Genomic DNA, 22,910 nt, shown 5'->3' with positions numbered 1-22,910 from the left:
GGTCTTGGACTCCCTCACTGGGCGCGCAGGATAACTTCCCGTCGCATGGAGCAGCGTGGACGGCGGCAGCTGGCGCCAACAGCAGACCAGCGGTCAGAAGAACGGCAGGGACAACGGAGTGTCGCATGAAGTAACCTCAGCCGGGGCGTTGGGGTGCCACCGGTTTTCAAGAAGTTCGGGTGTTTTGTGAAATCCTCCTATATCCCCCGAGCTGCGGCAAATCCTAGCTTCGGTTCTCCGGCGGCATGGCGATCTGCAGTTTGCGTACTTTGCCGCGTCCAACAATGTATCCGCGGCCGGGAATGAAGTCGGTGCTGATCCTGCCGAGGGAGGTGTTGAGCAGGCTGTCGCCTTCCACGTCTCCCGGGTTGAGCAACAGCCCACGGCGCCCGGACTTGAACGGCTGTGCCAAGGACCACGCCTGGGACCAGGTGGACGTTTCAGATTCGCCCACCACCCATTGATCGGCCTTGATGGCCGCCGTGACCAGGCGGCCGACCCCCGATTCAGCCAAGGTGTCCGTGAACTCGGTCAGGCCCTCGATGAAAATCGCCATGCTGCCCGGGTTGTCCGAGGCCTTGTCGATCAGGTCATCCACGACGTCGGACACTTCATCCGGACCCACCAACGAGCGGCTCCAGATGTTCAGCGACGCCACGGCGGACCGGCGCGAGCCGATGTAGATCAGGTCTGTCCGCGGATTGGAGCGACGCAAGGCGTACGCCAGGGTCACCAGCGCCACCGTCCGTCCGGCACCCGGAGGGCCAGCGAGGAGGAGCGAGCCCTTGGCAGCGATGGCCGCCGAACCCAGTGTCTCGTCGTCGACACCAATAACGGGATTGTCCGGAGCGCCGGTGGGCAGGATGTCCAGGTCCACCAACTCCGGGAGGCGCTGGATTTGCGGTGCCTGCTCCAGTCCTTGACGGACCATGGCCTGGCTGAGCTTGGCAACTTCGCGTGCTTGCAGTGCCAGGTTCGAGTTGCCACCCAGGACGGCGAGCTGGACTTCAAGACCATCCAGCAATCCGCGCCCGGGAGGGGATGCGGCGTTGAGGACATCTTTGGGGACGTCCAAGGTCATGTAGTCGTCTTCTGAGCTGAGGCGCAGGACCAACCGCTTCTGGATGGAAGCAAGAAGCGACGCCGGAACAGAGTTGGTGCGGTCACCGCTGACTACCAGGTGGATGCCCAAGGGACGTCCGTCGGTGGCCAGCGTCAGGAAGATGTCCCAGAGCGCGGACAGCTTGCTGTACTCGTATCCTTCCCGGAAAGAGGACATGCCATCGACCAGGATGAAGATGCGCTTCTCGTCCGGCCTGTTGGCCAACTGCCGGTATTCCACGATCGTGGAGGCCCTGACCTCGGCGAACCGGGCAGCACGGTCGTCGGCTACTTCCTTGAGCCAGCGCAGCAGGCGGCCAACGCGTTCAACGTCGTCTCCATTGATGATTTCACCAACGTGCGGGAGTCCGTCCAGCATCTTCAGGCCGGAGGAACCACAGTCGATGCCGTAAATATGCACCGGGCCACCGCGGGGTGTGACGGCTGCAGCGATGGCGATACTGCGCAACGCAGCCGACTTTCCGGATCCGCCCGTGCCGTAGACGGCCATGTTGCCGTCCTTGTCCGGTTCGTAGAACACGGTGGGCTGGTCCTGGTGGGCGGGATCGTCTGCGACGCCCAGCAGGAGCCGCTCATCCGTGCGCGGGTTCGGGAGCTTGGAGAAGTCGTATGTGGTGGCCAGTTCGTTAAGCCACGGTTTCCGGGGAGGCTCGATCGAGAGGACGTCCGCGGCACGGATGATGTTTTCCGTCATCCGGGCGATGTCGTTCGGCCCTGCGGGTTCTTCCTCCACCTGGGCCACCAACGGCGGTTCCCAGGTGGGCCCGGAGCCGAAGGCCATCTCCACGATGTCGATCCGCGGACGTTGCGGTTTCTCGGTGGTCCAGCCACCGGCATATCCGGTCTGGAAGCCCTGGATCCGCCCGGGGCCGGTCTTCGCGGCGCCACGGCCCGGGATGGAGGGATCAAAATAGGCGGCAGTGGGAACACCAAGAATGTCCACGGCATCCACTTCATCAGCCATGCGCAAAGCGACACGGAGGTTGGTGTTGGCACGCAGGTTGTCCTTGATGACGCCGGCAGGCCGCTGGGTGGCCAGGATCAGGTGCAGGCCCAGGGAACGGCCACGGGCAGCGACGTCCACCACGCCGTCCACGAACTCCGGAACTTCCGTAGCCAGTGCCGCGAATTCGTCCACGATGATGATCAGGTACGGCGGTGCCTCGGGATCGGCTTCGCGTTGCAACGCCAGCAGGTCTTTGGCCTTCTTGCGGTTCAGGAGCCGTTCCCGGTAGTGCAGTTCAGCGCGCAGGGAGGTCAGTGCACGGCGGACAAGGTGCGGGGACAAGTCCGTCACCAGTCCCACGGTGTGGGGCAGGTGGAGGCAGTCCGCGAATGCTGCGCCGCCCTTATAGTCCACGAAAAGGAAGCTGACACGGTCCGGGCTGTAGGCCGCGGCCATGCCCATCACCCAGGACTGGAGGAATTCTGACTTGCCGGCGCCGGTGGTTCCGCCCACCAGTGCGTGCGGACCTTCGTTCTTGAGATCGAGGTAGAACGGCTCCACGCCTTTGGAACCAACCAGCGCGCGGAGGCTGCCGTTGTCCTTGCGGTTGGGCACGGCGGTGGCGTGGACAGAATTGTTCTCCTGCCAACGTTCAGCAACGGCCTGCGGGTTGTCCATCAGTTCCTTGCCGATCAACGTGGCGTAGGACACGGCGCGCGGGAGGTCGGAGTCGTCGTCGAGCGGGTTTCCGACGTCCACCAACGGCGACATCATGCGGGCCAGTTGCGTGGCAAGGTCCGCATCGAGGCTTTCGCAGCTCACAGGATAGGTGTGCCTGCCCAGGCGGACCTGGCCTGTTGTGGTGCCGTGATCGCCGTCAACGGAGAGGAAGTCCCGGCACGCTGCAGGGAGGGACTGCACGTTGGCTGCTACCCACATGACGTGCACGCCATGGTCAGGGCCGCGCTCCACCAGGCGTGTGAGGCGTCCACGGTCCACGGGAGCATCGTCTTCCACGATCACCAGGACAGCGGGCACAACGGGGGCTGGGATTTCTTCGTGCTCGCTCTTGAGCCCGGGGCGATGCTGCGGCCCTGGTTCCTTGGCCATGGACTCGCGCTCTTCCACGAGGCTTTCCAAGCGGGACAACAAGGCAGCACCGGCGCCAGGGCCTGCGGCGAGGTGGTCACCGGACAGCGGGCTGTGGCCTGAACCGACATGCGGAAGCCATTGCAGCCAGTCCCAACGTTCACGGGAGCGCGCCGAGGTCAGCGAGGTCAGGACCACTTCTGCAGGCGAGTGGAGGCCTACCAGTTGAAGCACCATCCCGCGGGCAACATCGTCCACCACGCTGCGGTCCCCCGCCACGCCGAACGATCCGGAGGTCCGTAGTTGGGAAACAATGGGCACGCCCTCGATCACCCGGACCTGCTGAAGGCATTCCTGGATTTCCCGCATGTACTGCGGTTCGGTTTCGTTGGCGCTTGGCTCGTCAAAGGGGATGCGCGACGGCGCGGAGCCCAGCCCGAAACGGACGCCCAGGAAGTGCTGGTGCTCGGGACGGTTGGTCCACAGCAAGGGGCCAAGTTTGTAGATCGCGTCCACGGTATCGCTGACCGAAGGCGCTTCCTGGAGCCTGACGGCGCGCTCGATGTTCTGCTGCCGGTCGATGTCCTCGCGGAAAGCCAGCATGGCGGCCTTGAACTGCTTGTGGCCTTCCTTGGCCTGGCGCTTGCTCTGCATCTTGTGGTCTACGTAGTGCCCCACGATGAACAGCGGCATCATGGCCATGAAGAGGACAGAGAGCAGGTTCTGGGTGACGGCAAAAAGCACGCCGCCCATCAGCAGCGGCGCCACCAGCATGATGTAGGGGAACGGCTGGTGCTCGGGGCGCTTGGGACCGGCCGGCGGCACCCGCTTGGGTGACTCGAACCTCGGCAGGACCCGCGGTGACCGGTTGAAGTCCACCAAGGGCGACGACGGTCCACCACTGTGGTTCCGGGACAACGCCACCACTCCTACAGTGGTATCGCCCAACGTAACCGTGTCCGAGGATTGCAGTGTTGCCCGCGTGACGGGCAAGCCGTCCATGAGCAGCCCGTTGGCAGAGTTCGTATCCACGATCTCCACCGTCTCGCCCACCGTGACGCGGGCATGGCGCTTGGACGTCAGCGGGTCGGAAAGCCTGATGTCGGCGTCCCTGTCCCGGCCGATGTAGCTGGTGCCGAAAGGCAGCGAAAACTCGCGCCCGACGTCGGGCCCTGACATGACGCGCAACGTCGCCGCTGCCGGTCCCCTGTTGGTGCCGCTGGCGTGGCCGTTCGAGGCAAACTGTTCGCTGACCTGCGCGAGCGAGACCTTGGATCCGGGCCGCAACCCGGACTCCAGCAAGTTGTCGGTGGGGCGGAGCACGTGTCCGGACAGGCCACCGCCAACGAACGCTTCGTCCACGCTGATGGACAGGTTCGACGGCGGTTCGGTCCCCTTGCGTACGGGGTCGGCGACCCAGAGTTCGGTGGCTATGTCCGCCACGGTGGCGCGACCATCCACCGTCACGGCGAGGTCCTTTGCTTCGGCAGGATCACGCCGCAAGGTCAGGCGAAACTTCATCCTTCGTCGACTCCAGTCATTTTTTCAAGGAGGTGCAAATCAGCCGGGGTCACCAGATGCGAGGTCACCGCGTGCTCCACCAGGCGGGCGCGGCGGTTGGTGGCGAGTTTTCCTGCACCACCGCGCAAACCAACGACTCCAACGCGGTCCAGTTTGTCGCACACGTTGTCCAGCTTGCGGTTGAACCGTGTCAGGGCCCAACCCAGCCGCTTCGCAGCCTCTGCTGAGGAGGGAATGGCGCTGAAGCCAGTGCCTTCGCGGCGCAGCATGGGCTCAGCCAAGGCCACGATCAGGGCCTTCTGTGAGTCCGTGAAGACCACGGGGCCAATGGTGGTGTCCCCCGCTTGGTCCTCTTCGCGGGCCTCATGCCGGAACGACGGCGTCTTCAAATGGACGGCGAATTCATACGTTGTGGGCCCGGCAGTGAAGATCACGTTGGTGTGGCTGAAGACCAACGGGATCCTTGCACCCGGCGCAAGCCAGGCCTGCATGCCGCCGGAACCATCGGCGATGGTGGCAGACAACATGCTGCCCACGTTGCTGAGCCACCACATGCCGTCGTAACGGGCGATCTGCAGGAAGCGTCGGTGCAGATACGGGTTGTCGTCGACCTCCAGGTCACCTTCGCGACCAATGTCAAAGACGTCTTCGTCGGATGGTTCGTACCATTCCCCACAGAAATCTATTGCTAGATCCCCCATGATCTGTGCCTCCTCAGTCGGCGGTAAGTAAGAGTCATATGCCGGCTACCCGTCCAGGCAAGCGATGGAGCCCGGCCCCTCAGGCGACGCGCTGCCGTCCGACCGGACAATGATGACCTGCACGCAAATGGGCGGTTCGCCAAAGCCTGAAACGAAGGCCTTCTCCGTCTGCGTTGTCTCATAGGCGCCGTCAGCCTTGGCCGATTTGGTGCGCCACTTGTAGGTATCGCCCTCTTTAGGCTGCGGGTTCTTCCAGGAAAAAACGATGATGTTCGGATCCTTGGTATCCCGCGCCGCGGCCAGTGCCTCGACGTCCGGGACGCTGCCACTGTCCAAGGCATCGGCCGGGGCCTTGCTGGCTGTTTCCGTCGGGGCAACTTTGGGTTGTGCCGACGAACCCAGGACCATGCCCACCACGACGGCGACCACCAGCACTGCCGCCCCGGTGGCGGCGAGCCACAGGTTGCGCTTGCTGTGGTCGGCTGCCTGGACGTTATCTTCCGTTGTCGATGCCCCTGCGGACGCAGCGGAGCGGCTGACCGTTGCATCAACATCCACCGCAGCCGGCGAAGCCTGCCAGCCTCGCAGGACCGTGGATTCCGCGACCTCGGGTGCCTCCACCGCGCTTTGATCCCGGACCGGCGCATGAAATTGCGGTGGGGTTTGCTGGGCGGCGCCTGGATGCGTTTGTGGCGGGGAAACGTGTGCAGGAGCTTGCGTGGCGCCGGGAACCGTGGACGGGAAGGTCCGGGCGGGGAAGGTGGGCGCCGATCCCGTGGTGGCTGTCCCGGAAGCGTCGGGATCAATCGCAGCAATGCTCCGGACCCGGGTTTCCTCGAAGTTGTCGTCCGGATGCTGGTCGTCGCCGTGCCCGGGTTCTTCAAGCACTTCAAACGGTGTCTGGGACAGGTTCAACTCTGTCTGGATCCGCTGGAGCGCCAGGGCAAAAGCATGCGCAGACGAGTAGCGGGACCCTGGAGACTTTGCCATGGCGGTGGCCAGGACGAGTTCCAGGGACTCCGGTACGTCCGCCCGCCCAAGCCTGGGAAGGGGCGAGTTGGTGATGCGCGAAATCAGCTCGCGCTGGGAATTGTCCTGCCCGGGCAAGACGAAGGGCGAACGGCCTGCCAGGAGGGTGTAGAGCGTGGCTCCCAACGCCCAGATGTCAACGGGAACCCCGTCCACCGCGCCACCCCGGAACTGCTCGGGCGGCGACCACGGAATGGACATGCCGGCGTCGTCCTCGGTGTCGGCGCCAATGGTGCCGGAGATACCAAAGTCCGTCAGTGCGGGACGGTTGTAGTCGGTGACCAGGATGTTGGCCGGTTTGATGTCCCGGTGGACGATGCCGGCCCGGTGCGCGGTCTCGACGGCGGACGCCACCTGGATGCCGACGGCCAGGACCTCGTCCACGCTGAAGCGCTGACGGCGGTACCGCACATCAAGGCTTGGCCGGGAGCAGTACTCCATGGCGAGGTAGGAGTGGCCGCTCTCCGTAATCTCGGCTTCGAAGATCGTCACGATGTACGGGTGCGATGACAATTGCGCCATCAGGTTCGCTTCGGACTCGAAGCGTCGGCGTGCGCCCTCGGTCTTCAGGTCTGACAGCAGCACTTTGACGGCCACTTTACGGCGCGGCCGGTCTTGCTCATACAGGTAAACATCCGAGAATCCGCCGGAGCCCAGCAGGCTCACATACTGGAATCCCGGAATGGGTGGAGGCGGCGCGGGGGGCCTCTTGGAACTCAAAGAATCTCCTCGAAACGCAATGAAATGTCGTCACCCAGCTCGGCGATATCGCCGTCCAGCAGAATGGCCATTTCGTTTTGGGCAAGGCGGCGGGGGGCCTGGCCTTCCCTGATCAACACTGTTCCGTTGGTTGCCTTCAGGTCGCACAACATGACGTGCCAGCCCTCCAGCCTGACCTCGACGTGGGAGCGGGAAATGTCCCCTCCGGGACTCTCCACCTGCACCAACTTGGGCATGGTGCCGCCTTGGACACGGGAAACGGAAGGTTGCCGTCCAATGATCAGCGACTGGTCAAGATCGATCAACTCGCCCGTGGAAAGGCGCATGCGGCCAAGGCGCGGACGCTGGACCTGCTCGGCATCCCCGGACAATGCCGTGCCACAGACAGAACACTGCGGATACGTAGGTGGATTCGCGTGCCCCTGCGAACACACCCGCGCCAACACGCTTGGCCCATTGGCAACCGCAGCGTCCAGGGCAGCCGGTGCCGGTTGGGCCGCGTCGTCATTCCCTGCAGCCAGGCTGCTTTTCATGATGGTCTGGCCGTCATGGTCCGCATCTTCGTCGACGACGCCTGCGGGCGGTGCAGGTGGCCAGCCGCCCGGAAGCTGCGGGGCAGGGCCCGCAGTGGGCTGTGACTGGGCCGGGCCTGGCGACGGCGCGGACCCGATGGCCGGAGCAGCGGGCAGGCTTGAAGACGCGGGGGCGGCACTGCCTGCATCCGACGCGGCAGGGCCGGTCCGCAGCCAAGGTACGGAATCAATCAGACCCGTTCCCTGGTCGGAAGGGAGTTGCACAGCCGCAGGTTGCCCTGCCGAAGGTTGCTCTGCCGAAGGCTGCTCTGCCGGTGCTGGGGTCACTTGCGCCGGAACTGACGATAGCGGATCCTGCGGTTCTGCAGCAGGTGCTGCAGGCATGGGCGCAGGGGCCACCGGAGCACCCGGCGTCTTGGACACCGGGGCATCGTGGTCGTCGGAGTCGTCATCCACCCGTACGGCGGCATCTTCGATGGTGCGCATCACCGTCTTATCCCACAGGTGATCGTAGTTGGTGGTGTTTTCCAGCGTGGGGACCAAAGGATCAGTGGTGCTGGTGTGGACGGGTTCACCGGCCTCTTCGAGGCCGTCCGTCGCGACTGGTTCTTGAGCGGTCTCCCCTGCCAAAGCACGTGCCGGTGAAGCAGCTCCATCCTCCGAAGGCGGGCCGGCGGCGGGCGGGGCGGTGGCGGTTTCGGCGACGACGGGCTCGGCGGTGGCGGTTTCGGCGACGACGGGCTCGGCGGTGGCGGTTTCGCCATGGGAGGTTTCGTCGGCAGAGGCTTGTCGGGAAGCAGGTTCTCCGGCACGCCCATCCGCCGCAGGTTCACTGGCAGGTTCATCGCCAGGATTTGATTCCTGCCCCAGCCCCAAGTGGCCGGGTGCGATGGTCAGGCCAAGGTCCGCTTCGGTGTAGCCGATCATGGTTTCGTCGGAAACCTTGTCCGGGACAGGGTGCTGGTTTTTTCCGTCGTTTGCCGGCTCCTCCAAAGGAACGGCTGCTGCATGGATCGCCGGCCCCACATCGCGGCCGGGTTGGCCGGGCTCAGCTTCGAGAACTGACAACAGCACCACGCCCTCCGTCAGGGGCAGGCTGTTCAACGGCATGCCGGAGGCGGAACCGCCCCCGATCCGAAGGCTGTAGGAAGATGCGCCCGCGAGCCTGCGTTCTGTCCAGGTGGTGACGTCACGGCCTGTGAGCTGTTCGGTGCCCGATTCCACCTGGACCCGCAATTCGAGATCACCACGGAGGAACACGCGGAGCGCGTCCTTGGCGTCAATGATCCCGAACGGAGGGATCCGGCTCAACGAAACACCAAAGGCATCCGTCACCTCGTGAAGGACCTCGTGGGCCTCGGGAGCCGATGCCAGCAACTCCCAGACAGCGTCGATCAGCGCATGCGGTGTATCCGGACCCAGGAGAACCACGGTCCCGTTCCGCACAACGCCAAACCAGTCGCCTTGCTGGTAGCGGGTCAGCGAAAGGTTACTGCTTGCCATCGACGCCTTCCTCCTGGTCAGCCGCGGATACCTCGTCCGCGCCATTAACCCAGGCCCGTGGAAGGGTGTCCTCTTCAACCTCGGAATCAACCTCGGGACGGGGCGCAGTGGTGGCGATGCCGGCGTCGTTCATGACGTTCTTGGCGTCCACCACGATGACGGTGACGTTGTCCCGGCCGCCGCTTCGCAGGGCAGCCTGGATCAGAGCATCCACGGCATCCTGCGGATGTGCGACGGTGCTGAGGATGCGGAACATGTGGTCGTCGCCCAGCTCACCATTGAGACCGTCGGAGCAGACCATGATCCGGTCACCTTCCTGGATGGGAAGCAACCAGAAATCGGCCTCGGTCTCATCGCCGGTGCCCAAGGCACGGGTCACTACGTGGCGGCGGGGATGAACCGTTGCCTGCTCTGCGGTGATGTCCCCGGAATCCACCAGTTCCTGCACCTCGGAGTGGTCCACGCTGACCTGCGTGAACTCCCCTTGGCTGAGGCGGTACGTCCTGGAATCTCCGATGTTCATCACCAGCCAATAGGGCAGGCCCATCTGTTCCACCACCACCACGCCGGACAGCGTGGTTCCGGCGCGGGCTCCCGTTGCGTTGCGGATGGCTGCGTCAGCCCTCAACAGGCAGGCCTGCAAGTCGGCTGCAGATGCGGTCCGCACGCCAGCTGCAAGTTCGGGGGCACTGCCCAGGGCCCGGACACACATGCCGCTGGCAATTTCACCGGCCTCATGTCCGCCCATGCCGTCTGCAACCGCAAAGACGGGGTCTGCAGCGATGAACGAATCCTCGTTCAGTTCACGGCGCAGTCCGCGGTCCGTCCCGTACCCGTAACTCAGGCCAAAGGAAGACCCGCCTGCAGGAGCGCCGGCTTCGGCATTGGCAGGGGTGGCCGGCTGTGAATTCATGCTTGTCCTAGGTGGAAGGAACGGTCCCCGAAGTGAACGGTGGAACCGGGACGGACCAAGACTGCCTGGCCCGGATGGAGCCGCGTCTGGAGACCGTCGGGCGTGGTGACGGCACTGCCGTTGGTGGAGTTTCGGTCGGTGACCCAGACGCCATCGCCATCCACCCTCAGATGCAGGTGGGTTTTGGAGATGGACCGGCCGGGATCGGCAACCGGCAAAAGTTGCTCTACCGCTTCCCCGGGCTGCGCAGCCGGGTTCCTCCCCAGCAGGACCGAGCCGCCGAGTTGGACGTCCTGGCCGTCATCAATCCGGATCCGCAGGACCGCTTGTGCCCGCGCAGTGCCGGGGCGCATCTGGGTGCGCTCCACGTCGTCGTCGGGGTGGCCGGCAAAGCCGGTAACCGGCGCGGACGGTTGCTGAATGACCTGCGGCTGCGGCGTCACGGGAGCCAGCTGTGGTGCAGCCGTCGTTGGCCGTGGTGCCGACGGCGGACGCCACTGGTTGGGGTCATGTGAGGGCTGCTGGGCTGCCGGCACCACTGGAGTCACCGGCGCAGGTGCGGACTGCCCGAAACCGGACGGAGTGGCCTCAGAGGAAGCGGCAGCAGCCTGAGCGACACCGGATCCCCTGGCACCAGTCGTTGCGCCGGAGGGGACTGGAGAAGCCACCGGTTGCACGGGCGGGAGATCCATTGGCGCGAAACTGTAGGGGCCCTGGATGCCACCCGTGGCCACGGGATTGCGTCCTGCGTTGACGTCGAACACCAAAGACTTCGCGGCCTTGTCCTGCCAGCCGCGGAGCTTGCCGTCCTTGTCCCAGGCATTGGAGACCACCACGAGGACGGCCCACACAACACCCAGGAGCATCAGAGGAAGCCCGATCCACAGCACCAGGGTAATCAGGCCAAGGGCAGAAAGAACCACCGAGGTGATTCCGCCGAGGAGCAGTACGCCGCCGGTGATGATGCCCCGCACAAAAACGGCACCGGCACCGGGGGCGTAGCCCTCGGCATCGGAGCTGCGGATTCCCATGAGCTGGTTGCCGATGGTGTTGCCGGACTTGGCTTCGAGTGCAAGCAGCACAAAAATGTAGACCACCGTCACACCCAGGCCGATGCTGCCCAGGAGGACCAACAGGCCCGTGTCATAGACAATGAAGCCGTTCTTGCGGGTTTGCGTGATGCCTGCGATGCCGATGGCGAAAGTGGTGGCCAGGACTGCAATGGGGCCCAGCCAGTCCAGCACAGCCGCGCCAAGCCTCCTGCCTGCAGACGCGGGCACCAAGTGGAGCTTGGTGGTCATGGTGGTCCCTCCCCCTGGCCCAGTGATACGGTCCGGCGCCGTGGTGGTTCCCGGAGGCGCCGGGTGCGTCGGCGACGCCGGCGCCGACACTACCGAGATACTACCGGGATCGGGCATGCCCTGCCGGGTCGCGAACTCCAAAGCCGCCTTTTGGGCGTGGTTGATGTTCCCTTCCTTGCGGGCTCCACGGTTGCTCAACGGCGATCCGCATTGCGTGCAGAACGTGGCCCCTGGAAGGACCGCATGCCTGCAGGCCGGGCAAAGTTCGGCCTCATTATTCATTCGTGGTGTCCTTCTTGAACGGCAAGGTGAAGCGACGGCGCGTCGAGGGATCGGTGGTCGCCTGATCCCGGCGCCGGAGGGCAGCCCGCCCATCGGACAGCAAGGACCGCGGCGAGAACCGGGCCTGCTGCCGCTTCCAGAAACCGACGCTTCCCGTGATGTCGGTCAAGGACGAATCGACGATCTCCCAATAGTGCTTGACCTCGTCCTCGCTTGGCTGGCCGGCGCCAAAGACTGCGGCGTCTGCGCGGTGGGCAAGCATCGTGGTGGTGCCGCCGGCGTTCGGGAACGCCTCCGCGATAACGGTGGCCGATTCACGCCGCGTTGACTTGGTGTTGATCGAGGCGCCCATGTCGGTGGCAAGGCTGATCACTTCGTTCCACCCACCGCCGACCCGCTGGGCAGGATGGCCGTCACGGAAACGTGCCTTCCGGCGTCGCGCTTTCAACAGAAGGATGAGCAGCAGCGGCAAGGCGAGTATCCCCAACGGGATCAGCGCGACACCGATAGCTGCCAACAACGGGCCCCAGAAGAGCCAGGGGTTGTTTTTCTTCTCGTCAGCGTCCAGGGCATCCGGCGTGGAGTCCGGCGGCAGGTCCGCGGGTTCCTGCGGCGGGGGCGGCGGCTGCAGCACCTGTGGCTTGGGCTTGGACTTGTTCTCCGGGTCCGGCGGGATGGGGACGTTGTCCTTGGGCGGGGTGGGATCGAACGCAACCCAACCGACGCGGTCGAAGGCCACCTCAACCCAGGCGTGGACGTCCTTGCCCGTGATCTTGATGTCGCCCGCACCGTTTTCGGGGCTCTTGGGTTCCGGGTAGAAGCCCATCACGACGCGCGACGGGATGCCGAGGTGCCGGAGCATGAGGGACATGGAGACGGCGTATTGTTCGTCGTCGCCCAGCATCTGCTTGGCGGAGAGCATGTTGCGTACACGTGCGGCGCTGTGGCCGGGGAGGCTGGGAAGCTGTCCTTCCGTCACCAGGCCGTTGCTGAAAGCACCGCTCTTCTGGAAATGCGCTTCGATCTGCCGCACACGGTCAATGGCCGTTGGCGCATCGGCGGACAGTTCATTGGCCTGCGAGGCAATGATCGGCGGCACCTCCTGGGCCTCCGGCAGCGTCAGCTTCGCGAAGTCGTACTGCGTCAGCTGGCCGTGCTCCAAGGTGCCAGGGTCGGAGACCTGGACCGTGTAGCTCTCGCCTTTGGACAGGCCCTTGGTGGTGACTGCGGTGTCCGTGCCGGCGTTGAAGTATAGACCCGACGCCGCACCGGACGTGTCCGCGAAACTCATGCCGGTGGTGTGCCGGCCGCCCGGAACGAAGTACCCCTGGTAGTCCTCGATGGTGATGTCCAGCGTGTAGTTGGTGCCCTTGACCGGGCTCCCGGTGTCAGCCAGCGTATTGAGGGAGCGGGCGTCTCCCACCTTGCTGAAGTTCCCGGAGCTGTTGGGATCCATGGTGTAGTTCAGGCCGTTGAAGGCATCCAGGGCGGCCAGGCGCACACGAGCGTCCTTCGGCAAGCCCTTAACCGTGAACAGCGTGCTGTCCTTCTCGTCCTTGACGAAGTTCCGGAAGCTCGCCAAAGGAGTGATGTAGTCGCGGGGATCGAACGGCGGGACGATCGTGTTGCGCAGCACCTTCCGGTCGTCGCTGGCGGTGACAATCGGCGACGCGATGGCGGTGACGCCGACAGCGACGGCGATCACGGCTGCAGCAGTCCCCAACCGGCGGAGCTGGCCGCGGCGCGCTGCACCGGCGTCGGAATCCGGCCTGTTGGCCGAGACAGTCTTGGTGCTCCGCTGCCGAAGGACATCGCGGCGGAACGTCGCCCACACGATCGAGACAATGGTGAGGGAGACGCCGCGCTCCACATTGAGGAAGCCGGCGCTGGTGCTGAAGGCGATACCCGTTACGAACAACACCAACACAGGCAGCAAAGGCCAGTACGGGCTCTTCAGCCGCCAGGTCAGCAGGCCAGCGGCCAAAGCGGTCAGCAGCGAGCTGAGGAACGGCACGATGAGCATGCCGTTGGCAGTGCCCACGGGAACGCCGACCGTCAGCATGTCCTTCCAGGCAAACACCACGCCCAGCAGCAGTGTCCGCAACGAATCGAGGCTGGGAAGGACGCCGAAGACCGCTGAATCAGGAACGGCGAGGGCGGAGCCAAACAGCATGTAGGCACCGAAGGCCACGGCGGCAGTAATCAGCAGGCCCAGGCGAAGATGGGCGTTCAGGACCGCGATGCCCAGTCCAAGGAGCACACCGCCCAGGCCGGCGATCAGATAGTGGGGGTCTCCCCCGAAACTCAGGCTGAATCCGAGGACTCCCAGGAACAGCAACACCACCAAGGCGCCGCAGTCCACGGCGAAGTGCCACAGCGGGCGGCCGTCGGCAAAGATCGACCCTCCGCCCGCGCGGTTGGCGCGGCCTGTTGACCTGGATCCTTTCGCGGCACGGGGACGCACACGGAGATTCGGTGCGGTGCTCATGCTGCCGCCTTTCGAAGAACAATGGCCAGATCATCAAGGTCGCCGACAGTGAGGACCGTCAGGTCAGCGATGTTGGCCCTCGTCGGCGCCGCGCCGGGTTGGACCCGCACCGCCAGGCTGCGAACGCCAGGGGGCACGGATGCGGCACAAGTACGGAGCTGGGTTGCGGTGACGTGACTGCCCACGACAAAGAACACCACGGAGGCGTTCGGGACAGCGTCGGACAGGTTCCTGGCGAGGTCGACGGCGTTCTTCCGCATCGGCGCCCCGACAATCCTTGTGGCGTCGTCCAGCAGGTTGCGGCCGGTTTCACAGCGGAGTGGTCCCTTTTGAGTCAGGACGTCCAAATCGCGCTGTTCGCTGATGGCCTGGCGGCCAATGGATGCCGCTACTGAGATGGCCATTTCGAACTCCGGTTCGGAGTCGTATTCGTCAGTGTTGATGGAGAGCGCAATGGCCAGGTGTGCACGGCGGGTTTCCTCGAACTGGCGGACCATGAGCTTGTTGGTCCGGGCTGTGGTCTTCCAGTGGATGTGGCGGCGATCGTCCCCTGGAACATAGTCACGCAGGGCATGGAAAGAGACGTCGGCGCTGGACAACTCAGTGGTGGGCATGCCTTCAAGGTCGCGGATGAAGCCCGCGGCCGAGCTGCCCAAGGACACCGTGCGGGGATGGACAAAGAGGTCCACAGGTTCGGTCCACATCACGCGGCGGCGGAGAAGGTGGAGGGGGTCGGCGCGGACCGAGCGAACCGGACCAACCACGATCACAGCGCGCCGGGCCGTTGGAATGGTGAAGAGGTCCTCGTGCACCTGCGCCGGCTTCATGCGCGGCAGGTGGAAAACGGCGGTGTTGGAGCCCACCGGAAGCTCCAGTGCTGCGGGCAACAACGGCCTGGTGGAGACGTTGGACACGGCAATGCTGCCTACAGCGTCGTCGCCCACAGCTACCCGCGTGCGGGCGAGGTCCAGGACCACGCCGTACGCCGAGCGGCCCACAATGAACGCAATGGCCAGGACAAACAGCAGGAAAGCAACCATCGCCGCGGACTTCGCTTCCTGCCAGCCCCAGGCCTGCCCTGCCCACCAGAGCCCGATGGCAGCAGCGAGGACCACCCAGCCCAGCAGGCTCACCACGGCGAGGACCGGCCACACGAACTTCAGCCACACTGCCCGGACGTTGCGCCAAGCAGGTGAGAGGAACTCGCCGGCTGTTCCCGCGGCTTCGGCCCACACGGCGGCCGGGTGCAAGGAACTGGGCTTGCCCGGTTTCCCGTTGCGGCCGGGGCGGTTCCCTGGTTCGTTGCGGGGTGAACGGGCGTCGCGAATCTTGCCGCTCACAGCGGCCGTTGCGCGTTTGAACGAGTCAGCAGCCCTGGTCAGGGGTGTGCTGGAGGACATGTGGAGGCCTTTGTTTGAGCTGGGGAGCAGGTGGGGTGCGATGAGCCGGTCTGGCTCGTGCGGTGCCGCGGACTAAGCGGTGGCGCGTTGCTGCGGGGCGGCGACATCCGCCAGGACGCGGGTGAGGACAACGTCCGGTGTTGCACCGGAGAATTCCGCCTCAGGATCCATGACCAGACGGTGGGTCCACACCACAGGTGCCAGTTCCTTAATGTCGTCCGGGAGGACGAAGTTGCGGCCTTGGCCCGCGGCCCACACCTTGGCGGCACGAACCATGGCAAGTGCACCACGCACGGAAACACCAAGGCGGGTCTCGGAGGCGTTGCGGGTTTCCTCGCACAAGCGTGAGATGTACTCCAGCACAGCCGTATCCACGTGGGTGGTGGCCGCAAGGTCTGCCATATCGGCCACGGCCTGGGTGGTGATGAGCGCCGTGAGCTCCTTGGACCGGTCCTTGAGGTTGGCCCCGCCCAGCAACCGCACCGTGGAGGCATGGTCCGGGTAGCCGATGGACGTCTTGATCAGGAAGCGGTCCAGTTGGGCCTCGGGCAAGCGGTATGTTCCGGCCTGCTCGATCGGGTTCTGGGTTGCCAGCACCATGAACGGGCGGCCTGCCTCATAGGTGGTTCCATCCACGGTCACCCGGGATTCTTCCATGACTTCCAGCAACGCGGACTGGGTCTTCGGCGACGCACGGTTGATTTCATCAGCCAGGACGATGTTGTTGAACACCGGGCCCTTGTGGAATTCAAACTTCTGGGTCTTCTGGTCATAGATGGTCACACCCGTCACGTCCGACGGCAGGAGGTCAGGCGTGAACTGGATACGGTTGTGCGAACCCTGGACTGTTGCAGCCAGGGCGCGGGCCAACGAGGTCTTACCCGTGCCCGGTGCGTCTTCAAACAGGATATGTCCCTCGGCCAGCATCGCCGTGAAGGTCAGCCGGATGACGTGCTCCTTGCCGAGCACCGCCTTGCCCACATTGGCCACGAGCTTCTCGAACGTTTCTGCAAACCACGCGGCCTGCTCGTTTGTCATGGTCATCGGTTGATCCTGTTCCTTATGTATCGGTAGGGGTTTGACGTTGTTGTTGCCATGGGACTAGCAGCCGCCGGGACGCGGCCCGTAGAGGTCCACTGTCGTGGACTTCACGAACCAGCCGTCCTTCGGGGAACCCTGGAGCCGGTACCACGGCGTGCCGTTGTTATAGATGTCCTTGGTGCAGTTGATGGTGATCCTGCCCCAGGAGCGTTCTACCCAGCCCACACCACATTTCGCGGGACTGCCAGGAGTGTAGCTGTCCGTCTGACCGGGCTTACCGGGGCATGTCCGCACGCTACTGGCGTCCACCTGTATCTCTGATGCCGGCGGGTCCGGGGGCGGCGGCGCAGATCCGCTCCGGGAGGTGTCGCTGCCGATGTTGCCGGCCTGGCCACCACTGATGGCACGGACTCTCAACGTTTTTGTTTCGCTGAAGCCCACGGTCGTAGAGAAACTTCTCTGCGTTGTGTCTGTCCACCCGCCGTTATCGAGGCTGTACTGGTAGCCGGTGACGGGCCTGCCGTTGCCGTTGGGCTGGTTCCACGTCCAGGACACTGTCTTGTCGCCGACGCCGCTGCTCTTGCTGCCGGTAACGCTAGGGGCAGCCGCCACACCGTAGGGATTGACGGTGTTTGATGCGGCACTCCTGTCGCCAGGTGTGGGGTTTCGTGAGGATACTGCCCACACCACCACAGCCGTGTCCTGGCCGTTCGGTGCCGCGATAACGCCACCGCCGGCGGGGATCGCTCCGCTGCTGGCGCCGGACGTCAGGGCATACCGGTAGCTGATCTCGTTGGCGTTGGCCCCGTTGCGTTCCTTCTGTGACAGCGGGTTGAAGGCCACGCGGATCTTGCCACCGGCCGCGTTGGTCTCCATCAGGGCTGCTGTGGGCGCAGCTACGATGCCTGGCTTTCCTGCCGCGCGGATAGCCGCTGACTGCTGGCTGACACCGCTGACGCCGGCCTTGTTCGTTGCCGAGACAGTAAAGGTGTAGTCGGCTTCACTGTTGGCAACCGTGACGTTTTGCGAGGTCGCCCCCACCGACTGCGTGGTCACTACGGCCCCGCCCCGGTACGTGGTCAACGTGTAGGCGGACACGGCGTCGCCGTTGTTGTTTGGCGCGGCCCAGCTGACCTGCAGCTGGCTCTGGTCACCCACCGACCCAGCGCCGGCTACGGAAGGCGCAGCAGGCGTCGCCGGCACACCAGCAGGAGTTTCCGCCGCCGAGTAGGGGCTCCACTCGGACGGCTCCTTGGCATCGTTCCGGGCCAGGACGCGGACCTTGTAGGCCACGCCGTTAGTCAGTCCGGACCAGACATGGCTGTTGCCAGTGAGGTTCTGGATCTGGGGATTCTGCCCGGCCGGAGCCGGCGAGATCTCAAGGTCGTAGGACTTGATGGGCGAGCCCTTGCTGGCCGGGGGAACCCAGGCAACCGAAAGTTGCTTGTCACCAAACTTCAGTGTGGGAGCAACCGGGGTATCAGGCTTGACATCCGGACGGACCTCGGCGGATACCGGAGAGCGCTCGGATTCATTGATCGCATTGGTGGCAGTGACAGCAAAGTGGTACTTCACGTTGTTGGTCAACCCGGTCAACGTACACGTGTTCGCGGGGCAGTCCTGCTTAAAGCCGTTCTCTCCGTACACCGTGTACTTGGTGATGGGTGAGCCACGATCTGCCGGCGCGTTCCATGTCAGCAACGCTGTCTGGTCGCCCACGCTTTGAGCCAGAGGCGTGGTGGGCGCGGCCGGCTTGTCCTTGACGGTGAGCCGGATACGGGCCGTGGCATAACGTGAGGTTTCACCCGTCTTGTCGCCCACTACGTAGGCAACAACCATGGTCCCGGTGAAGCCCGACGACGGCGTGACGGTCACGTTTCCGCCGCTGACCTCTGCTGTGCCTTCGCCCGTCTCAGTGACGGCCGAGATGATCTTCAGCGGCGTATCCGGGAACGGGTTGGAGTCGTTCGCCAACGCATTGACCGTCACGGAATTCCCGGATTTCGCATCCGGTTCAAGGTCGTCGTTGGCCACCGGTTTGGGTCGGTTGGATGCCGTCAGTGACAGTTTGTACGTCGCGACCGCTTCAAGACCCCGCGGGTCCTTCGCTTTCACCTGGACCGTGCCGCCCTGGCCGATCTGCACCGAGTCTTCGGCGGAGACCTTCAGGGTCTTGCCATCGATGCTCACTCGGAATCCACCCGGTGCTGCTCCGGCCAACTCATACTTCATGTTCTGGACGTCGTCGGAATCGGGATCGGACGCGAGCTTTTCCAGGTCCAGGCTGGCCGAGTCACCCTTGGGAACGTCCACGTCGCTGCCCAGCAGCACCGGCGGGTTGTTCTTGTTCGGATCTGGCAGCACCTTGGTGCGGATGCTCAGTGTCGATTTCAAGCCGTTGGGGTCGTCGGGTCCGCTTCCATCAGTGACTTCGAAGCTGATGGAGCCGGGACCAACGTATTCAGCGCCGGCCGTGTACTTCAGGGCCGTTCCATTGCCCGCTACGGGGTCGCTGCCGTCGGCACCGATGAGTTTGATGCGGTCCGCCTGGGTGAGCCGCGGCGACTTACCCTCGCGGACCTTGACCCATTCGGCCAGATTCACGGTGACGGACTGGCCTGAAACCATCTCCACCACTTCATCCTTGGCGAGCGTCGGAACCTGCTGCCCGATACCCGGCACCCAGATGATGGCCGTGGACTTCTGGCCGTCTACATCCTCAACGGTGTAAGGCACCAGTTGCGGCTGCTCGGTGAGGTCCACCACCACGTTGCCTTCAGAACCCGGACGAGCCGTTTCCAAGCCTGTGGTGACCTTGAGGTTCTCCCCCACGCCGTCCGGATCCTCGTCGTTCTTGAGGACCGGAACGTCCACGGCGGTCTTGCCCAGCGTCTGGGCTGATGTAACGCGGTCATCGCGGGCGATGGGAGCTTGCAGCGGAATGTCGTTCTTGACGTTCACCCTGATGCTGGCCTGGCCCACGGCGTCCCTGTCGTCAGCCACGGAGTAACGGACGTTGACCGTGCCCTCGGCAGCCGGAGCGGTGACCAGGACGCGGCCGCTGGTCTTGCTGACCTGGGCTTCGAGGCCAGCGTCGGCTTCGATGCTGTCCGTCAGGATGCGGATGATGTCGCCGTCGGGATCGGTGTCGTTGGCGGTGGCATCCACAGCGATCTGGCGCCCAGGACGGACCTGCACTTCGTCGTCCACCGGGGCAGGCTTCTGGTTGTCTTCACCACGAGGCGCGACGCCGACGGTCACCGTTCCGGTGTTGACCGCACCTTGACGGTCAATCACCTTGTAGCGGAACGTGTCGGTTCCCGCGCCATCGCCGGCGGCGACGAAATCGATGAAGCTGCTGCCCGCCGTCGCGGTTCCCATGGTGGGCGTGCTGTCGATGCCGGTCAACTGGACCGAGTCGCCGTCGGGGTCGATGCCGTCCAGCGGCACCGGGATCCGGACGCTGCCACCGGCGACCACGCGCGCGGTCAGGTTCTGCGGCTGCGGACGGGAGTTCTGCGCGCCTTCCAGCGGCAGGATGTGGATGGTGACGGCCGCGGCGCTCTTCTGGCCCTGGGGGTCCACCGCGTTGTAGATGGCACGCACGGTCTTGGGTGTGGGTCCGGCGATGAAGCGCAGGGTCTTCTCGGAGATAAAGGCCTTGCCGTCCTCTTCCGGAATGGTCTGCGCCAGTACTGGGTCGACGGACAGCTCTTCACCCTGCGGGTGCGTGTCGTTGTCCAGGACCGGAATGGTCACGACGTCGTTGACGCGGACGTTGACTTCGTCGGGTTTCGGCTGGGGGGCCTCGACGACGGCGGGGGCCGGCACCGGGACGACGCCAACGGTGCCTGTGGCCGAGCCGCGGCCGTTGGACATGGTGTAGCTGAACACGAACGGCTCTTTCGCGCCTAGCACATCGGTAACGCGCAGGACGCTGTGGTCGATCACGCTGACCGAAGCGGACGAGCCGTCGGGGACGGTGACGGACTGGAGGACCAGCACGCCGCCGGAAGGATCGGAGTCGTTGGCCAAGGGATCCACCAGCACACTGCCGCCCACAGGGAGCAGTGCGACGTCGTGAACCGCAACGGGCGCTCCAGCGTCCTTGCCGGACTCGACGTCAACACGGATCAAGCCTTGGCTGCTTTGGGGCCCGTTGCTGGCGATGTACGTCAAGTAGATCGGGCCCGGTGTGGTGCTCCGGAAGGTGAACGTACCGCCGTCGGTCACTGGACCCAGCTCTGCCGGTCCGGCAGCCTCGACGTGCGCTACCCGGAGGGCACCGCCATTGGGGTCGACGTCGTTCTTGAGGGGCGCAATGACCAGGTCCTGGCCAACCACGGCCGTGACGTGGTCGGCGTTGACCACCGGCGCCAAGGCGCCCGGGGGCTGCACGTTGACAACGATCCGGCCCGTCGTGGTGGCCCGGCCGTCCCACACCGTGATGGTGACGTTCTTCTTGCCCGGTGCTGCACCAGAGTCCTGGTACGTGAGCAGGCCGTCGCGACGGACCTTGACCTGGTCCTGGTCGTTGTCCGTCTTGGCGTCCAGGAGGACGAGGTCGTCGCCGTCGGGATCCATCCAGTCGGTCAGGATGTTCTGACTGACGGACTTGCCCTGCTCCACCAGCATGGTGGTGGGCTCGCCGCGTTTGAAGAAGGGAGGCTTGTTTTCCTCCGGAGCCACGACGCGCAGCGTGACCTGTCCACCGGCGGACAAACCGCGTCCGTCCGAGGCGTTGTAGTCGAAGGTTTCCGTTCCCGGCTTGGCGTCAGCGGGGACCTTGATCTGGAACGCTGAGCCACCGTAGATGTTCTCCAGCGCCCCGGATTTTGGCCCGTTGGCGCCTACCGCAGCGGTGAGGACATCGCCGTCGGGGTCTGAATCATTGTCCAGGATGCTGAGGATGGAGGTCCGGCCCGGCCGGACACCGAACTCGTCCGGTTTGGTTTCAGGCGCACGGTTGGGCTTGGTGCGGTCCGGCAGGACGTTGATGGTGTTGTTGTCCGCGGACTCCTGGTCCTGGTCGTCGGACTGGTTCTTGGGCGGGACAACATCGTCCCAGTTGTTGACGAGCTGCATGTTCTGGTTGACCAGCCACACGCTGCCGGAATTCACATCGTTGAGGACTACGAGGTCGCGGTTGACGCGGAAAACGTAACTGGGCGAGGCACTGGCCTTGGGGACGTCATTCTTCTTGTCGTCGGCGTCGTTCTCGCAGTCTCGGACGTACTTGTTGGCTCCGGACCAGGCAGCGTGAACGCACTTGCTCACCTGCACCGGTGCTGCGGGGACGCCTTCTCCGTCGGCATTGAGTGTTGCAGCGGTGGATCCGTCCAAGGGCTGCTTCAAGAGGGCTTTGCGGGTGGCAATGGCAACAAAGCTGCTGTCCTCGCCACTCTGCTGCAGCTTGGCTTCCCGTGCATCCTGCAGCTGGAGCTTGCGGCCGCCGGGCAGGAACAGGTTTCCTGAGCCGGCGTCGAGGACTACGGGCTTATCACCGACGACGGCAATCTGAAGGTCGCCGGCCCCCTTGAGCTCATCCACTTTGGTGACCTGCGAGTCTGTCCGTTCACCATTGGCGTCCACCGTGGTAACGGTGATCTCGCCCTTGCCCGGATCCGCTGTGTAGATGCGGTTATCGGCGCCTACTGCGGAGACCATGCCTTGGTCCCCGGTCAGGACAGGCTCGGTACCTTCTTCATCGAAGCCGTTGACCGTGGAGGGAGACAGCGCCCACACCTTGCCACGGGCGGGATCGGTCACCGAAAGGACGGTGGAACCATAGCTGACTTGCGACGACGACGGCAGTTGCTTGTCGCCGCCGAGCTTCAGGTTCGCGGCAGAGACCTGGTTGATGGTGGAACCGGATTCGTCGTCGACAAAAACGTTGCCGTCATGCTGCAGGACATCGAAAGTGGTGGTGGCGGGAGTTACGGCCCCATCAAGAACGCGCGACGGGTAGTTCAACCGCCCCACAGCGTTCTTGGTTTTGCTCACAACCCATACGCCGCCGTCGTTCAAGTCCACCTCCGTGGTCTTGAAGCCCGGGTAAAGTACAGCCCCGGTGATCAACAACGCGCCCGCCGCGGTGGCAGCAGTTCCCGCTATGAACTTCTTGTTTTGACGCCTTGTCAGCCCCAGCTTGCCGAAGAAATTTCTCACAGCCCCAAAATTCCTTTGATGTTCAGCCGCCCCCCAGCGACTTCCGGGCCAACCGACACATGCCGGCAGCCGTGCATTCCGCAGTACCCCCATACGGCGGCGGAATTTTCAGTCCCTAAGACTATCCCACGCACCCCACGGCCAATTGAGGAC

Annotated in this window: 10 protein-coding genes; all 10 read right to left on the bottom strand. The window is 64.5% G+C overall.

Annotation, left to right across the window (positions count from 1 at the left end):
- Nucleotides 1-223 precede the first annotated feature (223 nt).
- Complete coding sequence (locus tag ABQM86_RS07645; protein WP_369746318.1) at nucleotides 224-4,678, bottom strand: FtsK/SpoIIIE domain-containing protein; 4,455 nt, start codon at nucleotides 4,676-4,678, stop codon at nucleotides 224-226.
- A complete protein-coding gene (locus ABQM86_RS07640; RefSeq protein WP_026541428.1) occupies nucleotides 4,675-5,379 on the bottom strand; it encodes a hypothetical protein in 705 nt (234 codons plus the stop codon). Before ABQM86_RS07640 ends, ABQM86_RS07645 begins: the two co-directional genes overlap by 4 nt.
- A gap of 45 nt (nucleotides 5,380-5,424) precedes the next feature.
- Nucleotides 5,425-7,128: a serine/threonine protein kinase gene (locus ABQM86_RS07635; RefSeq protein WP_369746317.1), complete on the bottom strand. Its 1,704-nt coding sequence runs from the start codon at nucleotides 7,126-7,128 to the stop codon at nucleotides 5,425-5,427.
- On the bottom strand, nucleotides 7,125-9,164 hold the full coding sequence (locus tag ABQM86_RS07630; protein ID WP_369746316.1) for an FHA domain-containing protein: 2,040 nt from the start codon (nucleotides 9,162-9,164) through the stop codon (nucleotides 7,125-7,127). The genes ABQM86_RS07635 and ABQM86_RS07630 overlap by 4 nt, the downstream gene beginning before the upstream one ends.
- Nucleotides 9,151-10,077 (bottom strand): PP2C family serine/threonine-protein phosphatase, encoded by a 927-nt coding sequence (locus ABQM86_RS07625; protein WP_207596904.1) that lies wholly within the window; start codon nucleotides 10,075-10,077, stop codon nucleotides 9,151-9,153. Before ABQM86_RS07625 ends, ABQM86_RS07630 begins: the two co-directional genes overlap by 14 nt.
- The gene (locus tag ABQM86_RS07620) at nucleotides 10,074-11,660 is read right to left on the bottom strand and encodes an RDD family protein (RefSeq protein ID WP_369746315.1); all 1,587 of its coding nucleotides are present in this window, start codon (nucleotides 11,658-11,660) and stop codon (nucleotides 10,074-10,076) included. Before ABQM86_RS07620 ends, ABQM86_RS07625 begins: the two co-directional genes overlap by 4 nt.
- Nucleotides 11,653-14,148: a transglutaminase domain-containing protein gene (locus ABQM86_RS07615; RefSeq protein WP_369746314.1), complete on the bottom strand. Its 2,496-nt coding sequence runs from the start codon at nucleotides 14,146-14,148 to the stop codon at nucleotides 11,653-11,655. Before ABQM86_RS07615 ends, ABQM86_RS07620 begins: the two co-directional genes overlap by 8 nt.
- Complete coding sequence (locus ABQM86_RS07610) at nucleotides 14,145-15,548, bottom strand: DUF58 domain-containing protein (protein ID WP_207596901.1); 1,404 nt, start codon at nucleotides 15,546-15,548, stop codon at nucleotides 14,145-14,147. The genes ABQM86_RS07615 and ABQM86_RS07610 overlap by 4 nt, the downstream gene beginning before the upstream one ends.
- Before the next feature lie 72 nt (nucleotides 15,549-15,620).
- Complete coding sequence (locus ABQM86_RS07605; RefSeq protein ID WP_089594270.1) at nucleotides 15,621-16,592, bottom strand: MoxR family ATPase; 972 nt, start codon at nucleotides 16,590-16,592, stop codon at nucleotides 15,621-15,623.
- A gap of 57 nt (nucleotides 16,593-16,649) precedes the next feature.
- Complete coding sequence (locus tag ABQM86_RS07600) at nucleotides 16,650-22,850, bottom strand: Ig-like domain-containing protein (RefSeq protein ID WP_369746313.1); 6,201 nt, start codon at nucleotides 22,848-22,850, stop codon at nucleotides 16,650-16,652.
- Nucleotides 22,851-22,910 lie beyond the last annotated feature (60 nt).

It is taken from the genome of Paenarthrobacter sp. AMU7 (assembly GCF_041200195.1).
Lineage (GTDB): Bacteria > Actinomycetota > Actinomycetes > Actinomycetales > Micrococcaceae > Arthrobacter.
The sequence above is the reverse complement of the archived record's forward strand: the minus strand, read 5'-3'. Positions and strand labels throughout refer to the sequence as shown.

Bases quoted from the DNA above. Each gene is read 5' to 3' on its own strand.
- ABQM86_RS07645 (WP_369746318.1), bottom strand. From the start codon at position 4,678: ATGAAGTTTCGCCTGACCTTGCGGCGTGATCCTGCCGAAGCAAAGGAC.
- ABQM86_RS07640 (WP_026541428.1), bottom strand. From the start codon at position 5,379: ATGGGGGATCTAGCAATAGATTTCTGTGGGGAATGGTACGAACCATCC.
- ABQM86_RS07630 (WP_369746316.1), bottom strand. From the start codon at position 9,164: ATGGCAAGCAGTAACCTTTCGCTGACCCGCTACCAGCAAGGCGACTGG.
- ABQM86_RS07625 (WP_207596904.1), bottom strand. From the start codon at position 10,077: ATGAATTCACAGCCGGCCACCCCTGCCAATGCCGAAGCCGGCGCTCCT.
- ABQM86_RS07620 (WP_369746315.1), bottom strand. From the start codon at position 11,660: ATGAATAATGAGGCCGAACTTTGCCCGGCCTGCAGGCATGCGGTCCTT.
- ABQM86_RS07615 (WP_369746314.1), bottom strand. From the start codon at position 14,148: ATGAGCACCGCACCGAATCTCCGTGTGCGTCCCCGTGCCGCGAAAGGA.
- ABQM86_RS07610 (WP_207596901.1), bottom strand. From the start codon at position 15,548: ATGTCCTCCAGCACACCCCTGACCAGGGCTGCTGACTCGTTCAAACGC.
- ABQM86_RS07605 (WP_089594270.1), bottom strand. From the start codon at position 16,592: ATGACCATGACAAACGAGCAGGCCGCGTGGTTTGCAGAAACGTTCGAG.
- ABQM86_RS07600 (WP_369746313.1), bottom strand. From the start codon at position 22,850: ATGGGGGTACTGCGGAATGCACGGCTGCCGGCATGTGTCGGTTGGCCC.